The sequence below is a fragment of the Gilliamella sp. A7 genome, assembly GCF_002142015.1.
GTDB classification, from domain to species: domain Bacteria; phylum Pseudomonadota; class Gammaproteobacteria; order Enterobacterales; family Orbaceae; genus Gilliamella; species Gilliamella apis_A.
This window is the reverse complement of record NZ_NASN01000013.1, coordinates 1-12,850: the sequence shown is the minus strand read 5'-3', so window position 1 is coordinate 12,850 and position 12,850 is coordinate 1. Positions and strand designations below refer to the sequence as shown.

Genomic DNA, 12,850 nt, shown 5'->3' with positions numbered 1-12,850 from the left:
AAAATAACTTGCAGTAAACTACCAAATTTTGGGGTCTTATTCAAGACCATTACACATAATTAGGCACTAATTAATCAAATAGTTTTTAATCACAAAAGAATTTGCAAACAATATCAAATAAAATCATAATATTAATTCAATAAAAAATTTTACCCTAAGCATAAAAATAACCTCTGCATTAAGTAAAAATAATTCGTTATAATAATAGATTATTAGAGTGATACAGCTTTAAATTAAGTAACAATTGTATAGTGCAAGATTTAATCGACCATAAATGTGGTATATATTATCCTAGCAATAATTTATGCTAGCTTATCTTAACTACAAATTTTTACTATCATAAGCCATTTGGCTGTCTAACGATGAAATTCTGCGATAGAAGTTGAAATTGCGATAAATTGGATAAATTGAATTTAAAAAATTAAAGAAATAACATTATGACTGATAACCAAGATTTTACCGACCACACACCAATGATGCGCCAGTATCTAAAATTGAAAGCTGAAAATCCTGATATTTTGCTATTTTATCGTATGGGGGATTTTTATGAGATGTTTTATGAAGATGCTAAACGTGGTTCACAGCTTTTGGATATTTCCCTAACCAAACGAGGCTCATCTAATGGTCAACCTATTCCGATGGCCGGAGTACCTTACCATGCGGTTGAAAGTTATTTAGCCAAACTCATTTCACTTGGTGAATCAGTCGCAATTTGCGAACAAATTGGCGATCCTGCAACAAGTAAAGGACCGGTTGAACGTAAAATTGTTCGTATTGTTACTCCCGGTACTGTAAGTGATGAATTGTTGTTAGAAGATCGCAAAGACAATTTACTTGCTTGTATTTGGCAACAAAAAGAACACTTTGGTTATGCAACTTTAGACATGAGTTCTGGCCGTTTCTTTGTATTTGAATGTGATAATCCCGAAGCAATACAAGCAGAATTACAACGAACCGCGCCTGTCGAATTACTCTATCCAGAAAATTTCGAATCGCTGTCTTTGATTGAACATCGTCATGGTTTAAGGCGAAGACCTATATGGGATTTCGATCTTGAAACGGCAAAACAACAACTTAATTTACAATTTGGTACTAATGATTTAGTTGGTTACGGAGTTGAGAATTGTCATTATGCATTATGTGCAGCGGGATGCTTATTGCAATATGTCAAAGATACCCAACGTACGGCTATGCCTCATATTCGGTCAATAATTAAAGAATCGCCTGTTGACTTTGTAGTCTTAGATGCAGCTACCAGAAAAAACCTAGAAATTACTGAAAATTTATCGGGTGGTACTGAACATACCGTTGCCGACATTTTAGATAAAACCCAAACCGCTATGGGTAGTCGAATGCTTAAAAGATGGTTGCATTCACCGATACGCAATCTATCTATTTTACACAATCGGCAACAAGCAATAAGTGAATTACAGAATAATATTATCGATTTACAACCATTATTAAAACAAATCGGTGATCTTGAACGAATTTTGGCAAGATTAGCATTAAGAAGTGCTCGTCCGCGCGATTTTGCTCGATTACGTGATGCCTACAACCTTTTACCACAACTTCAGCAATCATTGTCTGAATTTAAGGCACCGGCACTCATTGCATTGCGTGCTAAAATCAATCAATTTGATCAAATAGCCGATCTATTAAATCGAGCAATTATTGAATCACCACCAGTAATTATTCGTGATGGAGGTGTCATTGCTAGCGGTTACAATCAAGAGTTGGACGAACTGCGTGATCTAGCCGATGGTGCAACCAACTATTTAGAACAGCTCGAAATTCGCGAGCGTGAAACTTTAGGCATTGATACATTGAAAGTTGGCTTTAATGCGGTTCATGGTTATTACATCCAAATTAGCCGTGGGCAAAGTCATTTAGCACCAATCCATTATACGCGAAGACAAACACTGAAAAATGTCGAACGCTATATTATTCCTGAGTTAAAAGAGTACGAAGATAAAGTTTTAACATCTAAAGGGCGAGCTTTAGCTCTAGAAAAACAACTTTATGAACAACTATTCGATCAACTGATGCCATCATTAGCTGATATGCAAATCAGTGCTGATGCAATTGCGGAACTTGATGTACTAACCAACCTTGCTGAAAGAGCCTTGACGCTTAATTATTATTGTCCAACCTTAACCAATCAAGCAGGTATTGAAATCAAAGATGGCCGACACATTGTAATAGAACAGGTATTACAAAAGCCATTTATTGCCAACTCATTATTATTATCACCGAATAGAAGAATGCTAATTATAACTGGTCCAAACATGGGTGGTAAAAGTACCTATATGCGTCAAGCTGCATTAATCATTCTACTGGCTTATATTGGTAGTTTCGTTCCTGCCTCTAAAGCAATCATTGGTCCTGTTGATCGTATTTTTACACGGATTGGTGCTTCCGATGACTTAGCTTCAGGACGGTCAACCTTTATGGTGGAAATGACTGAAACCGCTAATATTATGCATAATGCGACACCAAATAGTTTAGTTTTAATGGACGAAATTGGGCGTGGAACGTCAACTTATGATGGTCTTTCATTAGCATGGGCATGTGCTGAAAATTTGGCTAACCAAATCAAAGCGATGACTCTATTTGCTACCCACTATTTTGAACTAACTCAATTGCCAGAACAGATGCAAGGTGTTTATAACATCCATTTTGATGCAATAGAACATGATAATACTGTCGCCTTTATTCATGAAGTCTCAGAAGGTGCTGCAAGCAAGAGTTTCGGTATAGCGGTAGCAGGACTTGCAGGAGTACCTAAAACCATATTAAAACGCGCCAAACAAAAACTAAAAGAGCTAGAAGTCATTTCTAAACAATCAGCTAATAGCTATGTTGAAAGCTCACAACTTACCTTTATTGGCGATGCAGAACCATCAGAAGTCGAACTAGCCCTACAACAGATCGATCCTGATGCACTAACACCAAAACAAGCGTTAGAAACCATTTACCAATTAAAAAAATTACTTTAACTAATCAACAATAATAGTAAATTAATCAAAAACCGCCATTAAATTAATAGTGGCGGTGATAATTTTAGAATTTTGGTTTGAATTATTTCCAAAATTTCTTCTTGGAGGTTTTACCAATACCTGGATTGAAACTATTAGTTGGATCTAACTCATGGTAAAAGTTTTTCAAATCTGAATTAGCATGATACAAATGACCAACATTATGTTCAGCTGGATATTGCGCTCCACGCTGATCGAGTATCACCAACATCTCCTCTTCCACTTTAGCACAGTCAGTACCTTTTTTTGCTAAATAGTCTTGATGGAACACTGAACAGAAAAAATGACCATAATACAACTTATGAATAAAATGCTGACTAATACTTTCAGGCAAGGTTTCGAACCAATTTTTATCATTACGTCGCAAAGCGATATCTAACGCGACTAAATCCTCAACCGTTTTAGTATGCACATTACGATAAACTGTCGCCGCACCAGCAACGGCAAAACGGTGCAACATTGCGGCTTCTGCCTCTTTATCATTACAACGAAAATAACTGCCATTACGTTTTTCCGTTGAACTGGTAGCAAAATAGTCCTGCAAAAATGCTTCAGCTTCAGCTATGCCACCATCAGACATTTTTAAAATCAAATGATGTTCATAACGATCACGATAATCACGCATCGATTTTGGCAAATGATTTGGCCACAATTTACAAACAGTCACGGCAAATTTATCGGAAAAACTGCCCGAAATGAAGGGAATTTTACTCATTATTCGATCAACAAAATTTTTCAAAGCATACATACGAGGTATGTTATCAGTGCCCAATTTTTGGATCGCTAAAAATAGATGTTTACCATATACTGCAGCTATATCAAACGCATCTCGATGAATATACTCACCAGAAACTGGTAAATTTTTAAATTGTCCTAAAATATGACGACGAATATCATCTAGTTCATTGGTATTATTCGTGCCAATATAAAACACAGCAGTGTTTTCCTCTAATGGAAACGTATCTAATCGCACCGCAAATACCATTAACCGCCCTGCACTACCAGATGCTTCGTAGTGACGAGCTGGATCTGCATTATATCGAGCCGGTGTATCAGCATCGATTTGTCGCACATGATCACAATAATGGTGATCATGCCCTAAACCAGCGTTCGGGTTAACATCTTTATCGGTATAAACACGATTTTGTAGATTTTGTAAAATATCCTCAGGCGTATCGCCTAACTCAATACCTAAATGATTAACCAAATGTAACTGCCCTTGCTCATCCAATTGAGCAAATACTGCCATTTGAGTATAAGCTGGCCCCCGTTGAATTAACGCACCACCCGAATTATTACAAACGCCACCTAATACTGAAGCACCAATACAAGACGAGCCAATCACTGAATGTGGTCCACGATGATATTTTTTTAGTTCTTTTTCTAAATGAAATAACGTACTACCCGGCAAACAGACAACTTGATCGCCATTTTCAATTACTTGAATACCATCTAATCGACGGGTGCTTACAATAACTATCGGTCTATCATAATCATTACCATCTGGCGTTGAACCACCTGTTAAACCAGTGTTAGCTGATTGAGTTATTACAATAACATCAGCTTCAACACAAGCTTTCAAAACTTGCCACTGCTCTAATAGTGTGCCAGGTATAACCACCGCTAATGCATCCCCTAGGCCAAAACGCGCACCTTGGCGATAAGGTAAAGTACGACTTGGATCAGTTAAAGTATATTTATCACCAACAATACTTTTTAACTTTTCAACAAGGCCTGATGTACTATTATTCACTGTCATTTTGGTTCCCTTATTTAAATTAGAATTAGACAAATATTCAACTCTTACTGATTATATTATAACCAATTAAATTTATTGAAAAGAGTACATTACACTTTACAGAGAGAAAGGACAAAACTGACACAAAAAGCTAAAAGGAATAAAAATAAAAGATAATTATTAGTGTATAGCGGTGGTATAAAGAATGAAGATTAAAGTTTTATCGAACAATGCATACATTTTTGAGTTTTAAAAATAGCGTTCCTCAACTTTTTTTGCTAAAAAATTCTTTTAGTCGATAAAAATACTTTCCTAAAAAAGCAAATATACGGTGTTGGTTACTATTCTTTTTTAGTTTTTTAAATTCTTGGACTGATTTTATTAATGGTACATCTATTTTGAATATTTTTTTCGGTTTCTTTGGCTTTCTAATATTTTTATTTTGAATTCGATTTTCAATAACGCCAACAATACTAATCATAATAACAAATAATATGATTAAAAATTCAGAAAAAACAAAGAAAAATACCTGTTCACTATTACCCCTAATAGTATAAAATCTTGTAGATACTACAGCTGCATAGCTATCTGTGGTAGTTAACAAAAATAGCATGGGAAATAAAAAAGCACTTTTCAAATTTAACATTCCTTTTTCACTATATTCTTAAGTGATGACTGAAAATAAGCATACAACAAAGTATAAAATTTGCATATAAATTAGATAATTTTAGATTGTATTTCATTAGAAAATCATTTAATTTTTTCCAATTAGACTATTTAGGTTATGCAGATAATCTAAACATTGTTGTGTTATAGATTTCATAAATTCATAATTAAAAAATATAATTTAATCGCTTTTATCAATAGATAAGCTATCATTTCAAACTAATCATCTTGATGTTTCAACTTCACTTAATAAATATCAGACAGGAAAATTATAATCACCTGATTTTAAAGAAGATAGATATGGAATGAAGATAGAATGAAAGTTTAATTACTTCAATATCTCGTTCGTTTAATATCGGTACTTTAATGACCTTATATATCGGTGGACAAGTAGGATTTAAACCCCGAATAATTGAAGGAATCCTTGAAAAAGCAAAATTTGAATCGCCACTGTCATTATTATTAGACGGTCAACAACGATTTACTTCAATGTATTAAGTAACTCTTCGCAAACAAATTGTTGAAACAAGCACACCTAAAAATAAAAGGTTAAACGCTGGTTTATATTGATATAAAAAGGCCTTATATTCTAATATAGATAGAGAAGAAGCAATTATAAATATTGCTGAGGATAAAAATTTGAAAAGAACAAGAAGATTAACTCAGATTTAATTCTTTGTACATTAACTATTTAATATATTAAAATTTAAAATAAATATTTAATGGTTGGGAATATAATAACTAAATTTTATATTAATATGATGAAAAAACTTTATTTATTGATTATTTTCTTTTTTCTATTTTATTGTAGTAAGTCTGCAATTGCCGAACAAAAAGCTATTGATGTAAATCCTATTAAAGAAACATCAGTAGTGACAGAAAAAAATACTCAATCTCAATATATTTCTTATGAAATGGTGAAAAATTTATCCTTAGATGATGCACTAGAAAAATTTCCTTCCTATGAAAAAGAAACATATATTTTAGGAACTGATGAAGGTCCAATAACAGAATTTAGGATAAGGCTGCTAAATATTTTCAAACCAGACGAAATTGAGCAGCAGAAAATTAAAATAACCGAAATAACTTGGCAAATTAATGCTGAAGAAAATTTAACAGTTTGGTATCATCTACAAAAAGATCAATGGTTACCTATAGATCATTATATTTGGCATAAAGATTCTCTGTTTTAATCTGTTAAAAAATAGTATGCCACCAATGACGACCACTATCTACAATTTAATAAGAGATCCATTTTATTAGTAAATGGATCTTAACGCTAAATTATAGAATCAAAAATCAAGTATAAAAAATACTAGAACAACGTAGTTTATCTTATAATCCGAAATGCTTTACAAAGCGGATAGAACACGCCATCACGTTCAATTTCATCTTAATAAAATTCAATTATTCATTTTCAATCACGAGTTTGTAATCTTTTGCAATAATATCAAAAATATAATCATAAGTTTGTAATACATAGTGTTTATGATCTTCGCTTATCTTAGAGGATATGCTGCCGTTTTTTAACTCTTGAATTAAACTAGAATTACAAACTAAATCAAAAGATGAATCTAATTTTTTTTCATTTATATAAAGATCTAATTCGCAACACTGATAATAAATAACACCAGAAAAAGAAAAAATATATGGAATAAAATGTTTGTCAGAATTTATACCCGTCAATGAGGAGCTAAATTCACCTTTAAAAATACAACAATATTCTGTACCAAATATCTGTCTAAATTCATCCAAATAAATAGCATCTCTGCCATAAATAATACCTATCTCTTTAGTTTTAATAGCCCTATATTCCATATTATTGAATCATCCAGTTTTTAATTTTTTATATTAACTTAATTTTAACAAGCACTAAAGAGCAAAGGCCAGTAAATAAATTTTGCACTAACAGGACTCATTAACTGTATACGATTGCATTATAGAAAATATAAAATTGTACATTTATAGGATTAAAGCATTTTATTCCTGCAAATTCCTAATCAACCAGAATAATTAAGTAAATACAAAAATTTTGCATATCTTTATATTTTTTGGGAATAAAACTTTCTAATCCAATTTTGGATGCTGATCAACCAGTTCTTGTCTTTTATTTTGTAGATCTTCGATCTGTTGATCAATATCTTCTACTTCATCTTCAATAGAATCAAAATGTTCAGATAAGAGAGCTTTGGCTTCATAGCGATTAGCCGCAGTTGGAGTCGTACCGTGCAATGGTTTTTTAGCTGTTTCGTGCATTGCAAGACCAGTAATAACACCAATAAAACCTATCATCATTAAGTAATAAGCTGGCATAAATAAATTGCCAGTTGATTCAACTAACCATGCCACTAGTGTTGGTGTTAACCCTGCAACAATAATCGCAATATTAAAAATACTGGCAATGGCACTATAGCGAATATTAGTTGGAAACATTGCCGGCAATATTGAAGTGATAATTCCAGTAAAACAGTTTATGAATAACGCTAAAATAAATACGCCTAAAAAGACGAGTGGAATATGTTGGCTATTAATTAACACAAATGCAGGATAAGATAAAAGGAGTAAGCCAATACTACCAATCAATATAAAGGGTTTGCGACCTATTTTGTCACTTAATAAGCCAATTATGGGTTGAATAATTAACATCCCAACCATAATAGCGATAATAATTAGCAAGCCGTGCTCAGTATCATAATTTAGGTTATGTGCTAAATAGCTTGGCATATAAGTTAATAATAAGTAAAAAGACACATTAGTCACAATGATCAATCCAGCACAAATTAAGATATGTCGCCAATATTGGCTAATAATTTGTTTTAACGCAGTAGTTGATGATGTTTCAGCTATGTCAGCTGATTGCCTAGCCTCAAGGTGCTGTTGAAAAGTTGGGGTTTCTTCTGAGATATGATGCAATATAAAGCTAATTATACCTAAAGGTAAAGCGATTAAAAATGGGATACGCCACCCCCAATTGTACAATGCCGACTGACTAAGTAGCATAGACAAAAATACTACTAGACCTGCCCCTAAAATAAATCCAACCATTGAACCAAAATCAAGCCAGCCACCAATAAAACCACGTTTACGATCTGGTGAATATTCAGCAACAACTGTTGCTGAACCTGAATATTCGCCACCTATTGAGAAACCTTGAGCTAATTTAACAATTAATAACAGAACTGGCGAGGTAACACCAATAGTTTCATAAGTGGGAATAAGCCCAATACCAAACGTACTTAATGACATAATCACTAAACTAATCGATAACACTTTTTGACGGCCAATATTATCACCAATTAAGCCAAAAATAATGCCACCTAATGGGCGAATAAAAAAGGGAATCGAAAAAGTCGATAATGCAGCAATAATTTGCACACTAGGAGATACATGAGGAAAAAATATCTGTCCGATAATATAAGCCAAAAAACTGTATACCCCAAAATCATACCATTCAATAGCATTACTAAAAGCCGATGCCCAAGTCGCTTTTTTTAATTGATTATCATCAATAATGGGAATATCAGTAATGTCTAACGGTTTATTATTAGTTTTATTTAATTTTGCCATAAAATAACGCCTTTTAAATTAATCAATATTAAGATTTAAATCCAAATAATTAACTTTAATTAGCTACTATGCCAAACAGAAGTAGTTGTCATTACCCGACTTGACTTACTTTTTTGTTGAAAGTGTACGATTCTGATTAATAGAAGACCATATCACAATGATTGATACAGTAAAAAGATAAAATCGTAAAGTTATAAAAATGTATAATAAGTAACACTAACAAATAATTAGCGTTATCTAAGTGACTAGATAAAGAATTAAGATAAAACTTTAATCACATATAATTGCAAATTTAGTTTTGTTTATACGAATAATACTCCAAAGAGTATAACCAAAATTATATACCTAAAATCAGCAAAAATAACACTCTCATCATACTATTTTATCATTTACTTTTTTAATCACGTAATGGATGTCTATTGCTAGTAACCTTATCTATAATCCTTTAAAATAATATAACTTAAACTGATGAGGTATTCCCTATGCGTTGGAGAAACCAAAGAGAGAGTGATAACATTGAAGATCGCCGCTCACAATCAGGAAGTGATATTGGAACAAGGATTCCAATTGGTGGTAAAGGTAAAATTATTTTATTTATTGTCGTGTTAGTTGCTGGTTATTATGGCGTTGATTTAACTGGCTTACTGAATAGCAATCTGATTGATTTAGACGATACCACATCCATATCATCAACATTGCCTGTTGATAATAGTTCTATAAATAATAATGCAACTAAATTTACCTCAATTATCTTGGCCAGTACTGAAGATTATTGGAGTCAAGAGTTTCAACAATTAGGTAAAACCTATATTGCACCTAAATTAGTACTTTATAGTGGTGCAACTCGAACTGCTTGTGGCACAGGTCAAGCAATGATGGGACCATTTTATTGTAATCTCGATCAAACGGTTTACCTTGATCTATCATTTTATCAAGAGATGAAACAACGCCTTGGGGGCGGTGGTGATTTTGCTCAAGGCTACGTGATTGCTCACGAAGTAGGACACCATGTACAAAACTTACTTGGGATTTTTGCTAAGGTTGAACAATTAAGGCAAAATCAATCTAAGGAGACCAGTAACCAGTTATCAGTCAAACTTGAATTACAAGCCGATTGTTATGCTGGATTATGGGGAAATGCCATGCAAAAACAGAATATTTTGGAAATGGATGATATAGAACAAGCCCTAAATACCGTACAAGCAATTGGCGATGATCGCTTACAACAGCAAAATAATGGTTATATAATTCCTGATAGTTTTACTCATGGTTCATCAAAACAACGTTATAGTTGGTTTAAACGTGGTTTTGATAGTGGAGCAATTGATCAGTGCAATACATTTATTCAATAAGGAAATTAAAAAGGAAATAAGTATGTCGAAAAAATTAGTCAACCGAGTTTTATTAGTTAATGATGATGGAATTGATGCACCTGGGATCCGAATTTTAAAGAGTATTGCTGAAAATATTGCCAACGAAGTTTGGATAGTTGCACCAGTTGTCGATCAAAGTGGTGTTTCTTGTTCAGTTAGTTTGAAATCACCATTTCGCATACAAAAGCGTAACCAAACAGAATATGCAGTTTATGGTACACCAGCTGACTGTTCGTTATTTGCCATCAAATCATTAATGGCGGCACAATTACCAGATTTGGTTCTATCTGGGATTAACAATGGTTCAAACTTAGGCTTTGAAACTGTATTATCTGGAACAGTTGGCGCAGCAATGATGGCTATGACACTTGGTGTGCCAGCAATAGCATTGAGTCAAGTGAGTAGTGAGGACAATATACCAACAGATTGGCATTGCTCAACTCATCTTGCTGAGTCAGTAATAAGGCAATTACAATCCCTAACGACACCAAAGAATACTTGTTTTAATATTAATTTTCCTAATTGCCGAGCAGAGCAAATAAAAGGAATTAAAATCACCAAACAAGGGACTGCTGATGTTAGCAAATTTGTGGTTGCTGAAACACAAGATCCTGAAGGACATGAATATTTTTGGTTTAGAGCACAACGCAATCAAAATGTGCTTGATAATGATAAAGAGCTCGATGCAGCCAATAATGGCTATATCGCGATTACGCCATTACATTATGAACGTACTGATTACGACTTTTATCAACAAATAAAAGCTACATTTAACGTTTAACTTTTTGGTTGATGGAATTATTGCGTCTTCCTTGATTAGCTAAATAATCAGGAAGACGTAAAATATAAGTATAAAGCTTTTGAAATTATTTCTTAACCAATGCACAAAAGACAAAAGAAATAGTAACCATCATTAAGCCAATCCAATAAATTATTTCATGACCATATGCTTGTGATGCAAAACCTTGAATAATCCCAGCCAAAATAACACTACAAATAATGCCATTATTAAATAAAGTTGAAGCAACCCCCATTCGAGTTGGTAACAAGTCTTGAAAATAGATAATACCAATATTGGCAACGATGCCAATAAATAGTGCGTTAAAAATCTGCAATACATATAACATGGTTGGGTCAGTAAATAAAATCATACCAACATAAAATAAAATTCCGCAAATGATAGCGATAAAAAACAGATTGCGCTTACCTAATGCTGGCACCATATACCCAGCAATTATCATTACTGGAATCTCAATCCCTGCAGCCAGCCCCATTAACGCACCAGGTAATGAATCAGAGAGATGCAATACTGTTTCAACATAAATTGGCATATCGATAATATACATCATATTAGCAGTCCACATAAAAATAGTAGAAAGTAACAAACACATCACATTGCGATTAGTAAAAATTGATTGATTAGCGGTAGCTAACTGACTAGGACTCAGTGAACTGATTGACTTTTTTTCTACTGGTGGTAAAAAAACTGCTACTACAAACATGGATATGATAAACATCGACATCGCACATAAATACATTGAGGTAAAACCATAATGGATAGCTAAACCAAATGATAATGGCGGACCAATAACCCATGCCAAAGATAATTGCGCTCTAATCAATGAATTAAATGCAACGGCATTACGGCCACTTTTTTCAGCATATTCTCGCGCCATAGCAAAAACTTGTGGCATGGCAGCCGAAGCTAACGCAGCAAAAAATACGCCTAATGTAATTAATACATAATAGTTACGTGAATAAGCAAAAATCAGACTATTTGCTAATCCCATCAAGCAACAAAAAATAACAATCTTACGTCTGTCACCTTTGTTGTCTGAATATTTGGCTAACAAATAACTACCGATAATACTAGCTAATGCATTAATTGAGAAAAATATACCTACCAAACGAGGATCAGCACCCACTTCAAATGATAAGAAACGACTTAATGTGGGTGATTGCAATGCACCAGCCACACCAATAATAAATGTAGTCACTAAAAAAGCGCCAAAAATTACGCCCGATTTTCGAAGAGATGAAGAAGTCATAATAGGAACTTAACAATTTGATAATGTACGATAATTATATCCTTAAAAGTAGTGTGAATATAGGCTTAAGTGAGATCATTAGCTAATTATTCAAGCAATAGTTAATATTAATAATAAAATTAGGATGATGACTTGATTATTTAATCTTTTAACTGTACTAATGCATAATTTTTAATAATGGATTAATTTAATAGCTTTTATTATTGCACCATTGGTGAGCTAATCACTACTAATACATTCGTATTTTTTTAGTTAATCTATTATTGAAAATTACATATAAACCATATCTATAAATAACATTAAATGTTGATCTGTTTAAAAGTTAGGCAGGATCAATTGTTAATACATATTATGTCAAGCTTAATAAACATAATAAAAACGGCTTTATAATTGTAATAGATTTTCTTTCTACTATAGATGTTG

At 33.0% G+C, this 12,850-nt stretch carries 10 protein-coding genes; 5 read left to right on the top strand and 5 right to left on the bottom strand.

Annotation, left to right across the window (positions count from 1 at the left end; translation table 11 throughout):
• The first annotated feature begins 437 nt into the window (after positions 1–437).
• Positions 438–2,996, top strand: coding sequence for a DNA mismatch repair protein MutS (mutS, locus tag B6D18_RS05180; protein ID WP_086363476.1), 2,559 nt, complete (start codon positions 438–440; stop codon positions 2,994–2,996).
• A gap of 82 nt (positions 2,997–3,078) precedes the next feature.
• Here mutS and dld read toward each other — a convergent pair whose 3' ends face one another.
• Both dld and B6D18_RS05170 read right to left on the bottom strand, forming a co-directional pair.
• Positions 3,079–4,794, bottom strand: coding sequence for a D-lactate dehydrogenase (gene dld, locus B6D18_RS05175; protein ID WP_086363475.1), 1,716 nt, complete (start codon positions 4,792–4,794; stop codon positions 3,079–3,081).
• A gap of 244 nt (positions 4,795–5,038) precedes the next feature.
• Positions 5,039–5,410, bottom strand: coding sequence for a hypothetical protein (locus tag B6D18_RS05170; RefSeq protein WP_086363474.1), 372 nt, complete (start codon positions 5,408–5,410; stop codon positions 5,039–5,041).
• Positions 5,411–5,805: 395 nt separating this feature from the next.
• Here B6D18_RS05170 and B6D18_RS12900 point away from each other — a divergent pair, with 395 nt between their 5' ends.
• A complete protein-coding gene (locus tag B6D18_RS12900) occupies positions 5,806–5,937 on the top strand; it encodes a hypothetical protein (RefSeq protein ID WP_256363482.1) in 132 nt (43 codons plus the stop codon).
• Between the two features lie 224 nt (positions 5,938–6,161).
• Entirely contained in the window at positions 6,162–6,632 is a 471-nt protein-coding gene (locus tag B6D18_RS05165; protein WP_144063954.1) for a hypothetical protein, read from the top strand.
• A gap of 214 nt (positions 6,633–6,846) precedes the next feature.
• Here the strand turns inward: B6D18_RS05165 and B6D18_RS05160 are convergent, their stop codons facing one another.
• Positions 6,847–7,257, bottom strand: a complete 411-nt coding sequence (locus tag B6D18_RS05160; protein ID WP_086363472.1) for a hypothetical protein — start codon at positions 7,255–7,257, stop codon at positions 6,847–6,849.
• Positions 7,258–7,506: 249 nt separating this feature from the next.
• On the bottom strand, positions 7,507–9,006 hold the full coding sequence (gene proP / locus B6D18_RS05155) for a glycine betaine/L-proline transporter ProP (RefSeq protein ID WP_086363471.1): 1,500 nt from the start codon (positions 9,004–9,006) through the stop codon (positions 7,507–7,509).
• A 482-nt stretch (positions 9,007–9,488) separates the two neighbouring features.
• On the opposite strand from proP, the gene B6D18_RS05150 reads away from it, so the two are divergent.
• Together B6D18_RS05150 and surE are read left to right on the top strand one after the other, a co-directional pair.
• On the top strand, positions 9,489–10,358 hold the full coding sequence (locus B6D18_RS05150) for a neutral zinc metallopeptidase (protein WP_086363470.1): 870 nt from the start codon (positions 9,489–9,491) through the stop codon (positions 10,356–10,358).
• 22 nt (positions 10,359–10,380) lie between these two features.
• Positions 10,381–11,160 (top strand): 5'/3'-nucleotidase SurE, encoded by a 780-nt coding sequence (gene surE, locus B6D18_RS05145; protein ID WP_158092522.1) that lies wholly within the window; start codon positions 10,381–10,383, stop codon positions 11,158–11,160.
• An 85-nt stretch (positions 11,161–11,245) separates the two neighbouring features.
• Here surE and B6D18_RS05140 read toward each other — a convergent pair whose 3' ends face one another.
• A complete protein-coding gene (locus B6D18_RS05140) occupies positions 11,246–12,427 on the bottom strand; it encodes a sugar efflux transporter (protein ID WP_086363468.1) in 1,182 nt (393 codons plus the stop codon).
• Between the last annotated feature and the right edge of the window lie 423 nt (positions 12,428–12,850).